Source organism: Micromonospora sp. R77 (assembly GCF_022747945.1).
In the GTDB taxonomy this organism is placed as follows: Bacteria; Actinomycetota; Actinomycetes; order Mycobacteriales; family Micromonosporaceae; genus Micromonospora.
On the sequence record NZ_JALDST010000001.1, the window covers coordinates 4,665,767 to 4,682,858 of the forward strand.

Genomic DNA, 17,092 nt, shown 5'->3' on the forward strand with positions numbered 1-17,092 from the left:
TCGGGCGCCACAACTCCATGATCGACGGGGGCGGGCGGGCGGGGGCGGGCGGGGTGGGCGAGGGTGGGCGAGGGGGGAAGGTCAGGGGGTGCGGAGGATGCCCAGGCGTTGGGTGGCGCGGGTGAGGGCGACGTAGAGGTCGCTGTGGCCGCGGGGGGACTCCGCCACGATCCGGTCCGGCTCCACCACGAGGACCGAGTCGAACTCCAGGCCCTTGGCCTGCGAGACGGTCAGCACCACCACCCGGCTCTCCAGCTCGGGGTTGTCGCCGACCGCCGCCTCGGGCAGTTCCGCGCCGAGCGCCGCGCCCAACTCGGTTACCCGGGCCTCCGGAACGATCACCCCGAGCCGGCCGTCGTCCAGCCCGGCCGCCTCCCGGGCCGCCGCGTCGACCAGCTCCGCGGTGAGCCGGTCCGCGTCGACCGTCCGGTCCCACGGCGGCACCCCGGATTCGCGTACGGAGCGGGGCGGGCGCAGCGCGGGGTCGATCTCGGCGAGCACCTCGGCGGCGACCGCCATGATCTCGGCGGGGGTGCGGTAGCTGACGGTCAGCTCCTCCAGCCGCCACCGCCGCGCCACGTACGGCTCCAGTGCGTCCTGCCAGGACGGTGTGCCGGCCAGCGCGCCGGTCTGCGCCACGTCCCCCACGATCGTCATCGACCGGCTGGGGCAGCGGCGCATCAGCAGTCGCCACGCCATCGGCGACAACTCCTGCGCCTCGTCCACGATGACGTGCCCGAACGCCCAGCTCCGGTCGGCGGCGGCCCGCTGCGCGGTGGTCAGCCGCTCGGACTCCTCCTGCCGTTCCAACAGCCGGTCGGCGTCGAGCAGGTCGGTGACGCCGAGGATCTCGCCGCCCTCCGCCTCGTCCTCGACGTCGATCGAGCGGGAGCCGCGGGCGATCTCCAGCACGCCCTCGGCGTACTCCCGCTGCAGCGACCGGATGCGCTCCCGGCGGGCCGCGGCGGCGCGCTCGTCCTCACCCAGCAGTTCGGCCGCCTCGTCGAGCAGCGGCACGTCGGCGGGGGTCCAGCCGCCCGGCTGCCGGTGCAGCGCGGCCCGCTCCGCGTCGGTGAGCATCGGCGCGGCGGTGGCGATCCGGTCCGGGTCGGCGAAGAGGTCGGCGAGCAGCCGCTGCGGGGTGAGCACCGGCCACAGCTCGTCGAGGACGGCCCGTACCTCCGGCTCCTCGCGCAGCTCGCGCCGGATCTCGGCGACGTCGGCCTCGGCGAGCAGGTTCTCCCCGCCGAGCGGGTCGGCGCCGATCCGCTCGGCGACCTGGGCGGCGAGCGCGTGCACGATCTCGATGTCGAAGAGCGCCCGGGCCAGGTTGTGCGGCCGGCCGGTGCGCCGGACCCGGTCCCGGGCCGCCCGGACGGTCGCCGGGTCGAGCAGCAGCACCTCCCGCTGCGGCAGTTCGATCTCCAGCGGCTCGTCCGGCACCCGCTGCCGGTCCTGGACGGCGGCGGCCAGCACCTCGGTCAGCACCGTCCGCCCCTTGAGCGCCGCGGTGGTCGCCGGCTCGGTCCGCCGGGCGCTGACCCCGGGGAAGAGGTCGCCCTGGGTACGCAGCAGCACGCCGGTCTCGGCCAGCGCCGGCAGCACCTGGGAGATGTAGCGCAGGAAGGTGGCGTTCGGGCCGACCAGCAGCACGCCGCGGGTGGAGAGCTGCTGGCGGTGGGTGTAGAGCAGGTACGCGGCGCGGTGCAGCGCCACCGCGGTCTTGCCGGTGCCCGGCCCGCCCTGCACCACCATGACGCCGGGCAGGTCGGCGCGGATGATCCGGTCCTGCTCGGCCTGGATGGTCTCGACGATGTCCCGCATCCGGCCGGTACGCCCGGCGTTGAGCGCGGCGAGCAGGGACGCCTCGCCGGTCAGCTCCTCGTGCGCGGTGGGGGAGGCGGCGGCGATGTCCAGCACCTCGTCGTTGAGGCCGACGACCTTCCGCTCCCGGGTGCGCAGGTGCCGGCGGCGGCGTACGCCCTGCGGGTTGGCGGCGGTGGCGAGGTAGAACGCCCGGGCGGCGGGGGCACGCCAGTCCATCAGTAGCGGGTCGTAGTCGCCGGTGGTGTCGAAGATGCCGATCCGGCCGATGTAGCGGCGGGCGCCGTCGTCGCCGTCGAGCCGGCCGAAGCAGAGGCCGTTCTCCACGGCGGCGTACTGCTCCACCTGGTCGGCGTACATCCGGACGGCGGAGTCGCGCTGGGAGCGGGCCTGCTGCGTGCCGCCGGTGGTCCGCAGTTCCTCGGTGAGCCGGCGGGCGGCCTGCTCGCGCAGGTCGTCCAGCCGGTGGTAGAGCATGGAGACGTAGTCCTGCTCGTGGCCGATCTCGTCGGCTCCGGGCAGCTCACCGTTGACGTGCGTTGACAAGCCGTCTCCTCAGCACTTAGAATCCGTGCAGGAATGGCCCGAGGGTCATTCCTTTTTGCGTCTGAACGGTAGAAGATACCGCGCGACGGGTCGCGGGACCAAGCCTGCCCGCTCGCCCGCGACCGCGTCACCCGGCTTCGTCGTCACCGCCCGTTCGTCGTCTCCACGCGTGCGATGAGCTGCTTGAGGCGGGCGATCTCCTCGGCGAGCGCGGTGTCGCCCGCCGGGGTGAGGGTGATCCAGGTGCGGGCGCGCCGCCCGGCGTATCCCTTCTCGACCTCGACCAGCCCGGCCGTCTCCAGCACGGCCAGGTGCTGGGAGAGGTTGCCGGCGGTCAGCGCCAACTGGGTGCGCAGGAAACCGAACTCCACCCGGCGGGCCTCGTGCGCGACGGTGAGGATGCCGAGCCGCACCCGCTGGTGCACCACGTCGTCGAGCCCGGTGACCGGATGCGGGTCCTCGGTGGCGTCCGGGATGCCGGTCGGGTCGGTCACCGGGGCCGTCGCAGCCGTTGGGCCAGCGCGAAGCCGGCGCTGCCCAGCGCCAGCAGGCCGGCGCCGAGGGCCAGCAGCGGCCCGTGCTGCCAGTCGGCGAGCCAGCCCCCGCCCCAGCCGGAGGTGACCGGCAGCAGCACCACCACCAGGTAGGCGACGGTGAACATCAGCAGTGCGACGTTCCGTTCCAGCCAGGCCAGCACCAGCAGGGCCAGCCCGATCCCGCCGGTGGGGGAGAGCAGCCGGAACAGGACCAGGACGGAGGCGGACGGGTGCAGCAGATCCTGCGGGTCGGGGACGAGCCACCGTCCGGCACCGACCGCCTCGGCGGCGACGAGCACGAGCGACACCGCCACCCCGGTCAGCACGTACGGCCGCACCCGGGCGTCCACTCCCCGGTGCCGGGCGACCCGCAGGTACCCGTAGGCGATCACCACGTACGCGCACGCCAGCGCCGTCACCCAGTAGATCTCCGGGACGACGAACCACACCTTGCACACCTCGCCGCCGTTCACCGGGCGGCAGTCGCTCTGGATCGGCTGGCTGTACCGGTAGACCGGGATCGCCCCGAGGGTCACCACGGCCAGCACCAGCAGCGGCAACCAGGTCACCCGCTGGGCGAGGCGGACCCGGCGCGCGAGGCCGCGCGCCTCCGCCAGCAGCCGGCGGGGATCGCCGCCGGCCGGAACCGCATCAGTAGTCATGCCAATAGGTTTGCATAACAAACCGATTGGCGCCAGAGGGTTGGCCGAGGTGGTGCACGACGGTGGTGGGCGCGCGTCGCCGGGACACGGAACGGGGGCCCGTCCGGCTCGCGCCGTCCGGACCCCCGCAGGGTCGTGCCGTCGGGTCAGCCCCTGGCCACCTGGTAGAGCCGCTCCGGCGTGACCAGCCCGGCCAGCACCCGGCCGTCGTCGGTCAGCAGCACGCTGAACAGCTTCCCGGTCAGCAGCCGACCGCTGCCCCAGTCGCCGCTGACCTTCTCCAGCGAGCCGAGCAGACCGGCCGCCAGGTCGGCCGGGTCACCGCCCTTGCCGTCCTTCGGCAGGGCGGCCGGACCCTTCGCGCCGCCGGGCAGGCCGGCCGCGTCGAGCCGCGCGACCACCACGGTGGTCCAGCCGGTGCCGACCGTACGCGGCGCGACGCCGTCCGGCCGCCGGTCGGTGGGACGCCCCGGCACGGCCTTCCCGTCCGGTACGGCCTTCGTCGACTCCTCGGTCACCTTCACCCCGGCCGGCGGGTTGAACCGGAACTGGTCCGCCTCGGGCCGGCGGAAGTCGACCTGGGTGAACGCCACCTCGATCGCCGGCTTGTCACCGCCGTCGGCGAGCACCTCGAAGCGCAGCGGCACGTGCTCCTTCGCGTCCAGCGCGATCCGCACCTGGTGCACCAGGGAGTCGGCGTCGCGCGGGCTCAGCACCAGCTCGTACGCGTCCCGCCCGGCCACCCGGGCGGACCGGCCGACGGTGACCGCCGTGGTCGGGTCGACGGCGGCGAGCGCGCGGTCGGCGGCCTCGGCCGGGGTGACCGGGACCTCGGGCGCGGCGGCCGGTTCCACCGGCAGAGTGCGGTGCTTCGCGGTGTTGCTGCGGCTGTCCCAGACCCACAGGTCGCGGCCGTCGCGGATCACGTCCCGCTCGCCGAGGGTGTCGAGCAGCGCGACCCGTTGCCGCTGTTCACCGGAGTACCAGACACGCAGGGTGTGGGTGCCGGTGAGCAGGGTGGTCAGCTCGTTCCCGCCGGCCATCCCGGCCAGGTTGGCCACCTGCGGCAGACCCAGGTCGGCCCGCTGCACCACGGTGCCGGAGAGCCCGTCGAGGCGGGACGTCTGCAGGTCGACCAGGAGCTGCGCGGCGGTACGCGGCGGCAGGGCCGGTTCGGCGTCGGCGGCGAACGTGCCGACGGCGGCACCGCCACCGATCACGGCGACCCCCGCGGTCACCGGGACCAGCCAGCGGAGCACGGTGCGGTTGTTCAGTACGGACATGGTGGACACCTCCTGACCGCCATGCTGCCCTCCGGTCGCTGTGAACGCGCTGAGGAGAACCCCTACGGGGTGTCGCCGGGTGGCACCCTTGGTGGCGTGCGGTTGCTGGTGGTGGAGGACGAGTCGCGGCTGGCGGCGGCGTTGCAGCGCGGCCTGCAGGCGGAGGGCTTCGCGGTGGACGTGGCGGCGACCGGCCCGGCCGGTCTGGACGCCGCCCGGCACGGCGGCTACGACGCGATGGTGCTGGACGTGATGCTGCCCGGCCTCTCCGGCTACGAGGTGGTACGCCGGCTGCGCGCCGAGGAGCACTGGCTGCCGGTGCTGATGCTCTCGGCCAAGGACGGCGAGTACGACCAGGCCGACGGGCTGGACTGCGGCGCCGACGACTACCTCACCAAGCCCTTCTCATACGTGGTGCTGCTGGCCCGGCTGCGCGCGCTGCTGCGCCGGGGCGCGCCGGAACGCCCCACCGTGCTCGCCGTGGGCGACCTGCGGCTGGACCCGGCCCGCCGGCGGGTGACCCGGGCCGACGCCGAGGTGGCCCTGACCACCCGCGAGTACGCCCTGCTCGACTATCTGATGCGCCGGCCCGGTCAGGTGATCTCCAAGATCGAGCTGCTGGACCACGTCTGGGACGCCGGCCTGGACACCGCCCCGAACGCGGTGGAGGTCTACGTCGGCTACCTGCGCCGCAAGATCGGCCGGGACCGCCTGGAGACCGTCCGCGGTGCCGGCTACCGGCTGGCGGCGGGATGACGCTCGGGCTGCGGGCCCGGCTGACCGCGCTGGGGGTGCTCGGGCTGGCCGTCGGCTTCGCGCTCGGCGGGGTGCTGCTGGTCGGCGCGCTCGGCTGGACCCTCCAGCGCACGGTCGACGCCGAGGCGTTCCGCACCGCCGACGCGGTCGCGCTGCTCACCGCCTCCGACGCGCTGCCCGACCCGCTGCCGGTGGCCGGCGGCCAGCTCCGGGTCCAGGTGGTCGACGCCCAGGGCCGGATCCGGGCCGCCTCCATCGACGCCGACCGGCTGGTCCCGATGCTCCGCCCCGACCAGCTCGACCGCGCCGGCCGCCAACGGCTGGTGGTCGACGGGCGGCGGCTGGGGCTGACCGGGCCGGCCCGGGTGGTGACGGTGCCGGCCGGCACCCCGGCGGAGCCGCTCACCGTCCTGGTCGGCAAGTCGATGGCCGACGTCCGGCACAGCCTGCACGTCGTCCGTACGCTGCTGCTGGTCGGGTTCCCGCTGCTGGTGGCGGGGCTGGCGGTGGTGGGCTGGCGGGTGGTCGGCGCGACGCTGCGCCCGGTGGAGGCGCTGCGCAGCGGCGCGGCCGAGATCACCGGGCGGGCCGGGTCGGAGCGGCTGCCCGTACCGGCGGCGCGGGACGAGATCCACCGGTTGGCGGTCACCCTGAACGACATGCTGGACCGGCTGGCGGCGACCCGGGAACGGCAGCGGGCGTTCCTCGCCGACGCCGCGCACGAGTTGCGCAGCCCACTGACCAACATGCGTACCGAGCTGGAGGTGGCGCGGCGGCTGGCGGACCGGACGGACTGGCCGGCGGTCGCCGACGACCTGCTCGCCGACGCCGAGCGGCTGGGCCGGCTGGTCGACGACCTGCTGCTGCTGGCCCGGCTGGACGAGGAACCGGTGGACGGCCCGGCGACCCGGGCGGTCGGGCCGGTGGAGCTGGGCGAGCTGCTGCGCGAGGTCGCCGCCCGCTGCCCGTCGCCCCCGGTGCGGGTGGTCCCGCCGGAGGGGCCGCGCTGGACCGAGGGGGACCCGGACGAGCTGCGCCGGGTGCTGACCAACCTGGTCGACAACGCCGTCCGGCACGCCCGTTCGCAGGTCGTGCTGGCGGTCACCGGACCGCCCCCGGCCGGCGGGGGCGGTGCTCCGGCGTACCACCGGGTGACGGTGACCGACGACGGGCCGGGCGTCCCGGAGGCCGACCGGGAGCGGGTCTTCCAGCGGTTCACCCGGCTGGACGACGCGCGGGTCCGGGACGCGGCGGCCCGGCCTGGGCCTCGCCATCGTCCGCGAGCGGTCCGCGGCCGGCGGCTTGGGCCGCGCTCGCCGCCGCAGGCCGCACCGTCGGGACGCCGGTGCCGTCCGGCCCGACCGCGTCGACCGGCGGTGCAGCTCCGGACCCGGGCGCGGCGGGCGGGCCGGGCCTCCCGACCGTGTGGCTGCCGGCGCTCACCGACGCCGGACGCCGGCTGACCCGCCACCCGGCGGAGCGGTCCACTCTCCCGCCGGCCGGTCAGCGGCGGTTCGTGCAGACCGGATGCGAGCGGGCGACCGTGTCGGTCGACCAGACCACCGCGACGGTGAAGCAGTAGTCGGTGGTGCGGTCGAGGCCGTACACGATCCACTGGTGGTGCCGGCGGGAGCTGCTGGAACGGTGGGGGTCCTGCCCGACGCGGCCGCCGGAGACGACCACCGAACCCGGCCCCTCCCCGCCCGCCGGGTAGCTCCAGCGCAGGGCGATGTTGTCCTGCCGGTCGGTGAGCCGCACCGGCGCCCGGCGGGGTCGACACGGTGGAGGCCGGCGCGGGGCTCCGCGGGGCCGCGCCGGGTGAGGCAGCGGTCGCCGACGGGCGCGGTGCCCGTCGGGGTGTCGCGCGAGCCGTCCACCTGGGACACCCCGGCGATCACCGCCGCCGCGCCGAGCAGCACCACGACCACCTTCGCCGACCACCAGCGGCAGCCACCGGCTGCGGTCGGGCGGTGGCGGGGCCGGCCGGTGCACGGGTACGGGCAGCAGCCGGGACCTGTCCGCCGGCTCGTACGGCGGCTCGACCCGGCGGACGCCGTCGGCCTCCTGCCCGGCGAGGGCCACCACCGACGGCGGCAGCGCGGGCTCCGCCGGCGGGTACGCCTCGTCGAACGTCTGCTCGGGCGGCCACCAGCCGTCGTCGGCGTCGTCCTCCTCGGACAGCCGCGGGTTCGGCACCGACGGTGCGGTGGGCTCGGCGACCCGGTCTGCGGGACGGTAGGGCGGCGGTTCGGGTGGCCCCTCGTCGGCCGGGGGGACCCGGGCGGCCGGCACGGTGTGCGCCGGGCGGGCCGGTGACTCCGGCGCGGCGCAGACGTGGTCGGGGTCGGCGGCGGCCCGGACCAGCCCGGCCACCTGACCGGCGAGCGGGTCGTCGGGCGCCAGGTGCAGCCGGCACAGCTCCTCGGCCAGGGCGAGGTGCTCGTGGGAGGCGAGGAACTCGCCGCAGTCGCGTTCCATCGCGCCGAGCCGGGCCAGCATCCGGATGCCGCTGGGGTGGCCGTCGCCGTACACCTCGCGGTGCAGCTCCCAGGCGTCCTGGAGCCGGTCGCGGGCGATCTCGCACTGGCCGCGCGCGTATTCCACGGTGGCCAGGTCGGCGTGGGCGGCGAGCACCCGTTGCGACTCCGGCCCGTCCCGGGCGGTCAGCTCGATGATCACGTCGGAATAGAGCCGGGCGGCCCGGGCGTCGCTGCCGACCCGGTGCAGCACGGCGGCGAGGGTGGCGGCGGCGGTGACGGTGCGCTCGTCGGAGCGCCCGTGCAGCCGCGCCTCGGCCGCGTACGCGAAGGCGGCCCAGCCGCGCGCCGCGTGCGGTTCGCCGAGGGCGACGAGCACCTTCGCCTGGAGGCCGGCGGCCTCGGCCAGCTCGGGGGAGGCGTTGGCCGGGCGCGGGTCGGCGTCGCTGAGCGCGTCGGCGAGCAGCCGTTGGGCGCCGGCCAGGTCACCTGCGGACACCAGATGGTGCGCCTGGACAGTCAGTTCACCGAAGCCGGAGGACACGCCCCATCGTGCTCGCCCGGCGACAATAAGTACAACCCCCCGAGCCGACCTTGATCGGTCAGGTTCTCCTCAGGTGATCGGCCAGGGTCTCGCTGATCCGCCGGAGCTGGTCGACCTGGGCGGGGCTGAGGGCGTCGAACAGGTGTCGGCGCACGCCGTCGACGTGGCCGGGCGCGGCGGCGGCGAGGGCGGCGAAGCCGGCGTCGGTGAGGACGGCGATCTGCCCGCGCCGGTCGGTCGGGCACTCCTGGCGTTCGATCCAGCCGGCGGCCTCCAGCCGGGCGGCGGCGTGCGAGAGCCGGCTGCGGGAGGAGCCGGTGGCCTCGGCGAGGTCACTCATCCGCAGCCGCCGGTCGGGTGTCTCGGAGAGCCGGACCAGGATCTCGTAGTAGGCGTGCGGCATGCCGGCGTCGCGTTGCAGCTCGCGGTCGAGGGTCTCGGTCAGCGCCCGGGTGGCGGTCAGGAAGGCCCGCCAGGTCCGCTGTTCGTCGGGGTCCAGCCAGCGGGTCATGACCGCCATCATAGCGGAAGTTGTTGAACGCTCAACAAAACCGCGCTAGCGTGGAGGTCATGGGAATCCACCGGCTCAACCACGCCGTCCTCTATGTCAGCAACCTCGACCGCAGCGTCGCCTTCTACCGCGACGTGCTGGGCTTCCGTCCGGTGGCGATGACCCCGGACGGGTTCCGCGGCGCGACCTTCCTCCAGGCGCCCGACTCGACCAACGACCACGACCTCGGACTGTTCGAGATCGGCGCCGGGGCGGGCCGCTCGCAGGCCGGCCGCGCCACCGTCGGCCTCTACCACCTGGCCTGGGAGGTGGACACCCTCGACGAGTTGGCCGCCACCGCCGAGCGGCTGGCCGCCGCGGGCGCCCTGGTCGGCACCTCCGACCACGGCACCACCAAGAGCCTCTACGGCCAGGACCCGGACGGCCTCGAGTTCGAGATCGTCTGGCTGGTCCCGCTCGACCTGCTCGACGACGGCGCGCTGGCCGCCCGCAAGCAGATCGGCCGGCTCGACCTGGCCGCCGAGCGGCAGCGCTACGGCGGGCAGACCCGCGGCGGGGTGGGGATCTCCGTCCCGGCCTGATCCGCCGTGCGGTAGAACGGCACCATGCCGACCGACGCCGTCCTGCGCGAACTGCTCGTCCGCCAGCTCGACCACTGGCTGCCGGGAGCGCTGCACCGCTCCCGGCGGGCCACCATCGCCCTCGCGTACGCCGGGAGCGACGCCGGTGGCGCGGACGCCGCGCTGCGGGTGGTGGCCGAGTTCGCCGACCGGCTGCGCGGCCGGCGGCTGACCCTGCTGGTGCTGGCCGACGCCCTGGACCTGCCGGCCCTGGCCGATCGAGGCGACCCTGCCGGTGGACGTGTCGCCGTGCACGTCGGTGCCCGGCCACCTGGACCGGCTGCCGCCCGCGCTGAAGGCGGCCGGCGCGGCCGGTGCGCCGCTGCTCACCCTGGTCGACGGCGGGGAGCCGACGCCGGCGCTGCTGGCCGCCGCGACCACCGGCCGCCCCGCCGAGCTGCTGCTGGTCACCGACGCCGGCCGGTCGCTGCGGCCGGCGCTCACCGAGGCTGGCTTCCCGCTGGTCACCGAGGTCGACCTGGTGCCTGCCGACGGGCCGGCCCGGCGGCTCGCCTTCGCCACCGGCTCCGACCGCAGCCTGGAGGCGCTGAAGGACGCGCTCTGGGCGGTCGACGAGTACGCCGGGGTCCGCTACCGCGATCCCGCCGACCCGGCCGGGCGGCTGCTGGACATCACCGGAGACCCGGAACCGGGTCCGCTGCGCCGCGAACTGCTGGCCGAACTCACCCGCTCCGGTCCGCGTACGGTGACCGAGCTGCGCCGCTTCACCCTCACCTCGACGGTCTACCGGGCCGCCGACACGACCCGGGCGCTGACCTCGCTGCTCGCCTCCGGCGCTGTCGGCCGGCACCCGGAGCACGGTCGGCTCGGCGGCGACGTGCTGATCACCGCCGGGGACGCTGGGTCAGCTGCTTGACCACGATGGACGCCCCGGTGGTGACGACCCCGATGCTGAACAGCATCTGCCCGCAGACGACGACCCGGGCGATCTGCCCTTGGGCGTGCACGTCCCCGTAGCCGATGGTGGTGAGCGTGGCGAGGGCGAAATAGAGCGCGTCGATCCGGGTGTTCAGGTTGGCGAACTGGTCGGGACGGCTGTCCGCCACCACGTAGTCGGCGAGCGCGAAGACGAGCACCCCGGCGAGCAGCGCGACGGCGAGCCGGATCAGTTGGCGTACCTCGGTGTCACCGGTCGGCGCGGTGGCCCGGAGTTGCCGGCGGACCTGGCCGGTGACCAGCAGCGCCACGACCACGACCAGGAGCAGGGTGCCGATCGAGCGCAGGGCGAGACGCAGCCCGTTCGGGTCGGCCTCGACCGGCACCAGGAAGTAGGCGAGCAGCAGCAGCACGGCGGACACCGCGGCCCGTCGCTGTTCCCGTCGGTAGGAGTCGTCGGCCATGCGGCGATTCTCCGCCCGGTCGACGGGCTGCCCGGGTGGAACGGCGAAGCTGCCCCCGGACGCCGAACGGGGTGCCGGTGAACCACCGGCACCCCGTTCGAGCTCGGGACGTCACGCCCGGGACTTGTCCTGCTTCCAGGACAGCGGGCCCGGCAGGTCCACACGGTGGGCGCGGGACTTCGAGTTCCAGGACCAACGACCGATCTTGACGCTCCACGACGAGAAGCCGTTCTCGGTGAAGTTGAGGATCAGCGGGCCGTACTTCTGGCGCTTCCGGAACTGAATGCCCATCGTGGGCTCCTCTCTCGTCGTGTTCTTCCCTGCGTCTGCGGCATCGAACATGCCCGAAGCGACGTTTCGTGAAACCTGGTCGGGTCCGCACTGGACTGTCGCCCATCGCGCCCGCCAGAATCTCTATCCAACGGATAGGGGTTAAGGGGTTGTAAATGCTGGTGAGAGCGGGTCGTAACAATCGGAGCGACGCACATCTCACTGTGTGGAAGAGCGTTGACCGGGCCGGAGAGCGGCCGGCAGCATGAGGTCATGTCGCAGCGGGACGAGCTCCACCTCACCGCTCGCGTGCACGTCGACCTGGTCCGGCACGCGAGCGCGCTCTGTCGAGCCCACCGGTAACACCGGCTCGGCCACCCGTCGTCACTCCTTCTCCGCACGCCCCCACCGGCTGCCGGCGCATCGTCGCCCGGCCCGCTGCGGCGTGCGCTCGCGCCCCTCGTGGGCCCCCGCACCGTGCACAGATCAGGAGACCCCTCCATGGCCTCATCCCGTCATCCGCTGCGGCGTACCCTCGCCGCCGCCGTCGCCCTGCTCACCCTCGCCGCCACGGCCGGCTGCGGCACCGACGCCGCCGCCGACGGCAGGCAGGTCACCGAGCTGCGCTACCAGGGCTCGGTCGGCCAGGTGACCCTCCCCGAACTCGCCGCCGACCTCGGCTACCTCGGCGACGTGAAGCTCAAGTGGATCGGCAACGTCACCGGCGGTCCGGCCGACATCCAGGCCACCGCCACCGGGCAGAGCGACTTCGGCGGCGCGTTCAACGGGGCGATCGTCAAGCTCGCCACCGCCGGCGCCCCGATCACCGCCGTGGTCAGCTACTACGGCTCCGACGCGCAGACCTTCCAGGGCTACTACGTGCTCGACGACAGCCCGATCCGGGGACCCCGCGACCTGATCGGCCGGAAGGTCGGCATGAACACCCTCGGCGCGCACGCCGAGGCGGTGCTGAAGACCTGGCTGGTCAAGGGCGGGCTGACGCCGGCCGAGATCGCGAAGGTGGAGCTGGTGGCGCTGCCCCCGGTCAACACCGAGCAGTCGCTGCGGGCCAGGCAGATCGACGTCGCCGTGCTCGGCGGGGTGATCCGGGACAAGGCCGTCGCCAACGGCGGCATCCGCACCGTCTTCACCGACTACGAACTCCTCGGCGCGTTCAGCGCCGGCGCGTACGTGTTCCGCGACGACTTCATCACGCGCAACCCGAGGACCGTGCGGGCGTTCGTCGGCGGGGTCGGCAAGGCCATCGAGTGGGCGCGTACCCAGCCCCGGGAGACCGTGGTGGCCCGACTGGAGTCCATCATCGCCAAGCGGGGCCGCAACGAGGACCCCACCCTGGTGAGGTACTGGAAGTCCACCGGCGTGGCCGGCACCGGCGGCGTCATCACCGACCGTGAGTTCGGCACCTGGATCGACTGGCTGGCCGACGCCGGTGAGCTGAAGGGCGACCGGCCGAAGCCGTCCGACATCTACACCAACGAGTTCAACCCGTTCGCCACCGGCGGTGGTGGCGCGTGAGCACCGACAAGATCCTCTTCGACCGGGTCAGCAAGGTCTTCCCGGGTCGCCGCGCGGGCGGCGGCGCGGTCACCGCACTCGACCGGCTCACCCTCGGCGTACGGCCCGGCGAGTTCCTGGTCGTCGTCGGTCCCAGCGGCTGCGGCAAGTCCACCCTGCTCGACCTGCTCGGCGGACTGTCCACCCCGACCTCCGGGCAGGTCCTCGTCGACGGCCGGCCGGTCACCGGGCCCGGCCTGGACCGGGGCATCGTCTTCCAGCAGTACGCGCTGCTGCCCTGGCGTACCGCCGCCGGCAACGTCGCGTTCGGACTGGAGGCCAAGGGCGTGCCCCGCGCCGAGCGGGCCGACCTGATCGCCGCGCACCTCGACCTGGTCGGGCTGACCGGGTTCGCCGACCGCTACCCCCACGAGCTCTCCGGCGGCATGAAGCAGCGCGTCGCCATCGCCCGCAGCCTCGCGTACGACCCGGACGTGCTGCTGATGGACGAGCCCTTCGCCGCCCTCGACGCGCAGACCCGCGACTCGCTCCAGGACGAGCTGGTCCGGATCTGGCAGGCCACCGGCAAGACGATCGTGTTCATCACGCACGGCATCGACGAGGCGGTGCACCTCGGCCAGCGGGTCGCGGTGATGACCTCCCGGCCCGGCCGGATCACGCAGGTCATCGACATCGAGCTGGGGGACCGGGACGCGGTCGAGGACGTCCGCTCCTCGGACGCCTTCCGGCACCACCGGCACCAGATCTGGACCCTGCTGCGCGACGAGGTCCGCGCCGCCCGACCCCAGGAGGCCCACGTTGGTTGACCTCGCCGAACGTCCCGCCCGACTGGCCGCCGTGCGCCCGGCCGCGCCCGACGACGCCGACGCGCCCACCGTCGCGGCCTGGCTGCTGGGCTCGGCGGGTGGCCCTGCACCGCAGCGCCGCGTTGCTCGCCCTCGCCGCGATCTGGGAGACCGCGCCCCGCGCCGGGCTGGTCGACCGGGTCTTCCTGCCGCCGCTGTCGGAGGTGCTGGCCGCCTGGTGGGCGCTGCTGGTCAGTGGCCAGCTCGCCGACCACGTCGGCGCCAGCCTCACCCGCTCGCTGACCGGGCTGGCCCTGGCGGTGCTCACCGCCATCCCGCTCGGCCTGCTGATCGGCTGGTACCGACCCCTCGCCGACCTGCTCAGCCCACTGCTGGAGGTGTTCCGCAACACCGCCGCGCTGGCGCTGCTGCCGGTCTTCGTGCTCATCCTCGGTCTCGGCGAGACCTCCAAGATCGCCCTGGTGCTCTACGCCTGCTCCTGGCCGATCCTGCTGAACACCATCGCCGGCGTGAAGGGCGTCGACCCGCTGCTGGTCCGCTCGGCCCGCTCGATGGGGCTGGACCACCTGCGGCTGTTCCAGAAGGTGATCCTGCCGGCGGCCGTACCGACCATCTTCACCGGCGTCCGGCTGGCCGGGGCGTACTCGATCCTGGTGCTGGTCGCGGCCGAGATGGTCGGCGCGAAGGCCGGGCTCGGCTACCTCGTCAACTACGCCCAGTACAACTTCGCCATCCCCGACATGTACGCCGGGATCATCACGATCTCCGCGATCGGACTTGTCGTGAACCAGCTTCTCGTCGCCGGGGAACGTCGTTTCTCCACCTGGCGCGTCGACCCCACCGCCTGAGAGGAAACCCCCTGCCATGTCCCGAACCCTGCACCTCAACGCATTCCTGATGGGTGTCGGCCACCACGAGGCGGCCTGGCGGCACCCGCTGGTCGACCCGCGTCGGGTGGCCGACGTCCGGCACTTCCAGGAGCTGGCCCGGATCGCCGAGCGGGGCACCCTCGACTCGGTCTTCCTCGCCGACGGTCTCGCCGTCGGGCCCGCCGTGCGGCACAACATCCAGGCCGTCTTCGAGCCGCTGACCCTGCTCGCCGCGCTGGCAGGCGTCACCGAGCACGTCGGTCTGATCGCCACCGCCTCCACCACCTACAACGAGCCGTTCAACCTGGCCCGGAAGTTCGCCTCGCTGGACCACCTCAGCGGCGGCCGGGCCGGCTGGAACATCGTCACCTCCGCCCAGTCCCGGGAGGCGTGGAACTTCAACCTCGACGACCATCCCGCGCACGCCGACCGCTACCGCCGGGCCGCCGAGTTCGTCGAGGTGGCCACCAAGCTCTGGGACAGCTGGGAGGACGACGCACTGGTCCTGGACGCGGCGGCGGGCGTCTTCGCCGACACCGACCGGGTGCACGAGGTGGGCCACGCGGGGGAGAGCTTCCAGGTGCGCGGGCCGCTCAACACGCCCCGGCCGCCGCAGGGCCGGCCGCTGCTGGTGCAGGCCGGCTCGTCCATCGACGGGATCGCCTTCGCCGCCCGCTACGCCGAGGCCGTCTTCACCGCCCAGCAGACCCTCGCCGACGGGCAGGCCTTCTACGCCGCGCTCAAGCGGACCACCGCCGACGCCGGCCGCGACCCCGACCTGGTCAAGGTGCTGCCCGGCATCGCCCCGGTGATCGGGGGTACGGAGGCCGAGGCGCAGGCCCTCGCCGCCGAGCTGGAGGCGCTGATCGTGCCCGAGCACGCCCTCGCCCAGCTCTCCGGGATGACCGGGATCGACCTGGCCGCGCTGCCGCTGGACGGCCCGCTGCCCGACCTGCCCGACGTCTCCGCCGTGCAGTCCCACCAGAGCCGCTACCAACTCGTGGTCGACCTGGCCCGGCGGGAGCAGCTCACCATCCGGCAGCTCATCGGCCGGCTCGGCGGCGGTCGCGGGCACCGGGTCGTCGCCGGCACCCCCGAGCAGATCGCCGACCAGATCGAACTCTGGTTCACCCAGGGCGCCGCCGACGGCTTCAACGTCATGCCACCCCTGCTGCCCCACGGACTGGAGGCATTCGTGGACCACGTCGTGCCGCTGCTGCGCCGGCGCGGCCTGTTCCGGCACGAGTACACCGGCCGGACGCTGCGCGAGCACTACGGGCTGCCCCGCCCCGCCAGCGCGTACGCCGGCCGTGAGCTGGTGACCGCGTGACCACCGTGGACCGGCCGGACACCGGCACCCTGGAACTGCGCCCCGTCGACACCGATCTGTTCCGCAGCCTGCTGCGCCGGCAGGCGGCCACCGTCACCGTGGTCACCGCGCCCGGCCTGGCCGCCAACCGGCACCTGCCCGCGCTGCCGCCGGCCGGGTTCACCGCCACCTCGTTCACCTCGGTGTCACTGGACCCGCCGCTGGTCTCGTTCTGCCTGGGCCGGTCCTCGTCGAGCTGGCCCACCGTGGACCGGGCCGAGCACCTGGCGGTGCACCTGCTCGCCGCCGGCCAGCAGGAGGTGGCCCGGATCTTCGCCACCAGCGGCATCGACCGGTACGCCGCCCACCCCGGCTGGCGGCAGGGCCCGTTCGGGGTGCCGCTGATCGACGCCGCCCTGGCGGTGCTGCTGTGCCGGGTGGTCCGCCGGATCGACGCCGGCGACCACACCATCGTGCTCGGTGAACCCCTCGCGCTCGGCACCGGCGAGGACGGCGACCCACTCGTGCACCACCGGGGCGGCTTCACCACCACCGTCGGGCCGTGGTGACCGCGCCACCCGCGCCGGACCTGCTCGCGCTGGACCGGGCCGCCCAGGACCTGCTGTTCCGGGCGGCCCGGACGGCCACCGCGTTCACCACCGAGCCGGTCGACGACGCTCAGGTCGAGGCGATCCACGAGCTGGTCCGGTACGGCCCGACCGCGCTGAACGCCCAACCGCTGCGGGTGCTGCTGCTGCGCTCGACGGCGGCTCGGGAGCGGCTGCTGCCGTACGTGAGCGCGGGCAACCGGGAGAAGACGGCGGGCGCGCCGCTGGTGGCGGTGCTGGCCGCGGACGTCGACTGGCACGAGTGGCTGCCGAAGGTGTTCCCGCACCGGCCGCAGGCCCGCGACTGGTTCGCCGGTGACCCCGCCGGCCGGGAGGCCCAGGCCCGGTTCAACGCCGCGCTCCAGATCGGCTACCTGATCGTCGGCGTACGGGCCGCCGGGCTGGCGGCCGGGCCGATGGCCGGCTTCGACGCACCCGGCGTGGAGCGGGAGTTCTTTCCCGACGGGCGGCACCGGGTGCTGCTGCTGATGAACATCGGCCGGCCCGCCGGGGACGCCCACCGGGCACGGCTGCCCCGGCTGGACCACGCCGAGGTGGTCCGCACGCTCTGAAC

The 17,092-nt window shown here is 74.4% G+C and carries 16 protein-coding genes and 3 pseudogenes; 11 read left to right on the forward strand and 8 right to left on the reverse strand.

The genetic code is table 11. The features are described 5' to 3' along the window. Positions 1-81: 81 nt before the first annotated feature. The 4 genes from MRQ36_RS22005 to MRQ36_RS22020 form a co-directional block, all read right to left on the reverse strand. Complete coding sequence (locus MRQ36_RS22005) at positions 82-2,301, reverse strand: AAA family ATPase (RefSeq protein WP_242801293.1); 2,220 nt, start codon at positions 2,299-2,301, stop codon at positions 82-84. A gap of 212 nt (positions 2,302-2,513) precedes the next feature. After that, positions 2,514-2,864 (reverse strand): transcriptional regulator, encoded by a 351-nt coding sequence (locus tag MRQ36_RS22010; RefSeq protein WP_242798241.1) that lies wholly within the window; start codon positions 2,862-2,864, stop codon positions 2,514-2,516. Further along, the gene (locus tag MRQ36_RS22015) at positions 2,861-3,568 is read right to left on the reverse strand and encodes a hypothetical protein (protein ID WP_242798243.1); all 708 of its coding nucleotides are present in this window, start codon (positions 3,566-3,568) and stop codon (positions 2,861-2,863) included. The genes MRQ36_RS22010 and MRQ36_RS22015 overlap by 4 nt, the downstream gene beginning before the upstream one ends. A gap of 146 nt (positions 3,569-3,714) precedes the next feature. Further along, positions 3,715-4,851: a sigma-E factor regulatory protein RseB domain-containing protein gene (locus MRQ36_RS22020; protein WP_242798245.1), complete on the reverse strand. Its 1,137-nt coding sequence runs from the start codon at positions 4,849-4,851 to the stop codon at positions 3,715-3,717. A gap of 96 nt (positions 4,852-4,947) precedes the next feature. Between MRQ36_RS22020 and MRQ36_RS22025 the strand changes: the two genes are divergently transcribed. Together MRQ36_RS22025 and MRQ36_RS22030 are read left to right on the forward strand one after the other, a co-directional pair. Beyond that, positions 4,948-5,607: a response regulator transcription factor gene (locus MRQ36_RS22025; protein WP_242798247.1), complete on the forward strand. Its 660-nt coding sequence runs from the start codon at positions 4,948-4,950 to the stop codon at positions 5,605-5,607. Next, positions 5,604-6,906: pseudogene (locus tag MRQ36_RS22030) on the forward strand (ATP-binding protein); the annotation flags it as partial. The gene MRQ36_RS22025 and the pseudogene MRQ36_RS22030, both read left to right, overlap by 4 nt. A gap of 204 nt (positions 6,907-7,110) precedes the next feature. On the opposite strand, the pseudogene MRQ36_RS22035 reads toward MRQ36_RS22030, so the two are convergent. Then, positions 7,111-8,628: pseudogene (locus tag MRQ36_RS22035) on the reverse strand (tetratricopeptide repeat protein). Positions 8,629-8,686: 58 nt separating this feature from the next. Continuing rightward, complete coding sequence (locus tag MRQ36_RS22040; RefSeq protein ID WP_242798249.1) at positions 8,687-9,148, reverse strand: MarR family winged helix-turn-helix transcriptional regulator; 462 nt, start codon at positions 9,146-9,148, stop codon at positions 8,687-8,689. 50 nt (positions 9,149-9,198) lie between these two features. Between MRQ36_RS22040 and MRQ36_RS22045 the strand changes: the two genes are divergently transcribed. After that, the gene (locus tag MRQ36_RS22045; protein WP_242798250.1) at positions 9,199-9,720 is read left to right on the forward strand and encodes a VOC family protein; all 522 of its coding nucleotides are present in this window, start codon (positions 9,199-9,201) and stop codon (positions 9,718-9,720) included. A gap of 24 nt (positions 9,721-9,744) precedes the next feature. Beyond that, a pseudogene (locus tag MRQ36_RS22050) lies at positions 9,745-10,636 on the forward strand (hypothetical protein). Here the strand turns inward: MRQ36_RS22050 and MRQ36_RS22055 are convergent. Together MRQ36_RS22055 and MRQ36_RS22060 are read right to left on the reverse strand one after the other, a co-directional pair. Next, entirely contained in the window at positions 10,605-11,120 is a 516-nt protein-coding gene (locus MRQ36_RS22055; protein ID WP_242798251.1) for a potassium channel family protein, read from the reverse strand. The pseudogene MRQ36_RS22050 and the gene MRQ36_RS22055 sit on opposite strands and share 32 nt — an antisense overlap. Positions 11,121-11,231: 111 nt before the next feature. Further along, the gene (locus MRQ36_RS22060) at positions 11,232-11,411 is read right to left on the reverse strand and encodes a DUF4236 domain-containing protein (protein WP_242798252.1); all 180 of its coding nucleotides are present in this window, start codon (positions 11,409-11,411) and stop codon (positions 11,232-11,234) included. A 252-nt stretch (positions 11,412-11,663) separates the two neighbouring features. Between MRQ36_RS22060 and MRQ36_RS34520 the strand changes: the two genes are divergently transcribed. The 7 genes from MRQ36_RS34520 (at position 11,664) to MRQ36_RS22090 (ending at position 17,090) form a co-directional block, all read left to right on the forward strand. After that, positions 11,664-11,753 carry a putative leader peptide gene (locus tag MRQ36_RS34520; protein WP_374250562.1) on the forward strand — a complete coding sequence of 30 codons (90 nt, stop codon included), beginning with the start codon at positions 11,664-11,666 and terminating at the stop codon, positions 11,751-11,753. A gap of 138 nt (positions 11,754-11,891) precedes the next feature. After that, positions 11,892-12,926 carry an ABC transporter substrate-binding protein gene (locus MRQ36_RS22065; protein ID WP_242798253.1) on the forward strand — a complete coding sequence of 345 codons (1,035 nt, stop codon included), beginning with the start codon at positions 11,892-11,894 and terminating at the stop codon, positions 12,924-12,926. Further along, positions 12,923-13,732, forward strand: a complete 810-nt coding sequence (locus MRQ36_RS22070) for an ABC transporter ATP-binding protein (protein ID WP_242798254.1) — start codon at positions 12,923-12,925, stop codon at positions 13,730-13,732. The genes MRQ36_RS22065 and MRQ36_RS22070 overlap by 4 nt, the downstream gene beginning before the upstream one ends. 98 nt (positions 13,733-13,830) lie before the next feature. Further along, complete coding sequence (locus MRQ36_RS22075; protein WP_242798255.1) at positions 13,831-14,580, forward strand: ABC transporter permease; 750 nt, start codon at positions 13,831-13,833, stop codon at positions 14,578-14,580. A gap of 16 nt (positions 14,581-14,596) precedes the next feature. Beyond that, positions 14,597-15,931 carry an LLM class flavin-dependent oxidoreductase gene (locus MRQ36_RS22080; protein ID WP_242798256.1) on the forward strand — a complete coding sequence of 445 codons (1,335 nt, stop codon included), beginning with the start codon at positions 14,597-14,599 and terminating at the stop codon, positions 15,929-15,931. Further along, positions 15,928-16,479, forward strand: coding sequence for a flavin reductase family protein (locus tag MRQ36_RS22085; protein ID WP_242798257.1), 552 nt, complete (start codon positions 15,928-15,930; stop codon positions 16,477-16,479). Before MRQ36_RS22080 ends, MRQ36_RS22085 begins: the two co-directional genes overlap by 4 nt. Continuing rightward, the gene (locus MRQ36_RS22090) at positions 16,473-17,090 is read left to right on the forward strand and encodes a malonic semialdehyde reductase (protein ID WP_242798258.1); all 618 of its coding nucleotides are present in this window, start codon (positions 16,473-16,475) and stop codon (positions 17,088-17,090) included. The genes MRQ36_RS22085 and MRQ36_RS22090 overlap by 7 nt, the downstream gene beginning before the upstream one ends. Positions 17,091-17,092: the final 2 nt, after the last annotated feature.

What these genes read in the sequence shown, in the direction of transcription:
- MRQ36_RS22005 (WP_242801293.1), bottom strand. Translation starts at nt 2,301, where the DNA reads ATGCTCTACCACCGGCTGGACGACCTGCGCGAGCAGGCCGCCCGCCGG.
- MRQ36_RS22015 (WP_242798243.1), bottom strand. Translation starts at nt 3,568, where the DNA reads ATGACTACTGATGCGGTTCCGGCCGGCGGCGATCCCCGCCGGCTGCTG.
- MRQ36_RS22020 (WP_242798245.1), bottom strand. Translation starts at nt 4,851, where the DNA reads ATGTCCGTACTGAACAACCGCACCGTGCTCCGCTGGCTGGTCCCGGTG.
- MRQ36_RS22040 (WP_242798249.1), bottom strand. Translation starts at nt 9,148, where the DNA reads ATGGCGGTCATGACCCGCTGGCTGGACCCCGACGAACAGCGGACCTGG.
- MRQ36_RS22045 (WP_242798250.1), top strand. Translation starts at nt 9,199, where the DNA reads ATGGGAATCCACCGGCTCAACCACGCCGTCCTCTATGTCAGCAACCTC.
- MRQ36_RS22055 (WP_242798251.1), bottom strand. Translation starts at nt 11,120, where the DNA reads ATGGCCGACGACTCCTACCGACGGGAACAGCGACGGGCCGCGGTGTCC.
- MRQ36_RS22060 (WP_242798252.1), bottom strand. Translation starts at nt 11,411, where the DNA reads ATGGGCATTCAGTTCCGGAAGCGCCAGAAGTACGGCCCGCTGATCCTC.
- MRQ36_RS34520 (WP_374250562.1), top strand. Translation starts at nt 11,664, where the DNA reads ATGTCGCAGCGGGACGAGCTCCACCTCACCGCTCGCGTGCACGTCGAC.
- MRQ36_RS22065 (WP_242798253.1), top strand. Translation starts at nt 11,892, where the DNA reads ATGGCCTCATCCCGTCATCCGCTGCGGCGTACCCTCGCCGCCGCCGTC.
- MRQ36_RS22080 (WP_242798256.1), top strand. Translation starts at nt 14,597, where the DNA reads ATGTCCCGAACCCTGCACCTCAACGCATTCCTGATGGGTGTCGGCCAC.